The 493-nt window shown below is 48.5% G+C and carries 1 protein-coding gene; it reads right to left on the bottom strand.

Translation table 11 applies throughout. The features are described from left to right. Positions 1–493, bottom strand: a 493-nt coding sequence (locus ACYP03_RS24015; RefSeq protein WP_459782364.1) for a glucose PTS transporter subunit EIIB, incomplete at its 5' end; no start/stop codon positions are given.

The following is a 493-nucleotide window of genomic DNA, read 5'->3' as shown; positions in this document are numbered from 1 at the left end:
TCAGTTTGAAGCAACGAGAACGGCATTAATCTCAGTTTTAATGTTATCTGACTGGGTTCCAAAGATGGCCTGCAGATTATCTCCTACTACCAGCACTTCACGTGCGCCCAGTTGTTTAATTTTCGGAATATCAGCACGACTAATATCGCGCACACTGACACGCAGTCGGGTAATACATGCATCTACATTTTTGATGTTGTCCTTACCGCCCAGTGCCTGAACCAGAGTGTTCGCCAGCTCATTACCGATTTCAGACAAATTACTGACCTCAGACTCTTCACTTTCCCGGCCGGGAGTCATCAAATTAAGCTTGGCGATCAGCACACGGAAAATGGTGTAGTACATCAGCGCCCACACAGGGCCAATGAGAATAAACAGCCACGCATTCTGCGACAGCGGATAGTAAATCAGGAAGTCGATTGCACCATGGGCGAAGGTCACACTGTGGTGAATATCCAGGCTGGTGATCAGCGCAAAACCCAGGCCGGTCAGA

The organism is Photobacterium sp. R1, assembly GCF_054600795.1.
Note: the sequence above shows the minus strand (reverse complement) of the source record. Positions and strands in the feature narration are given on the sequence as shown.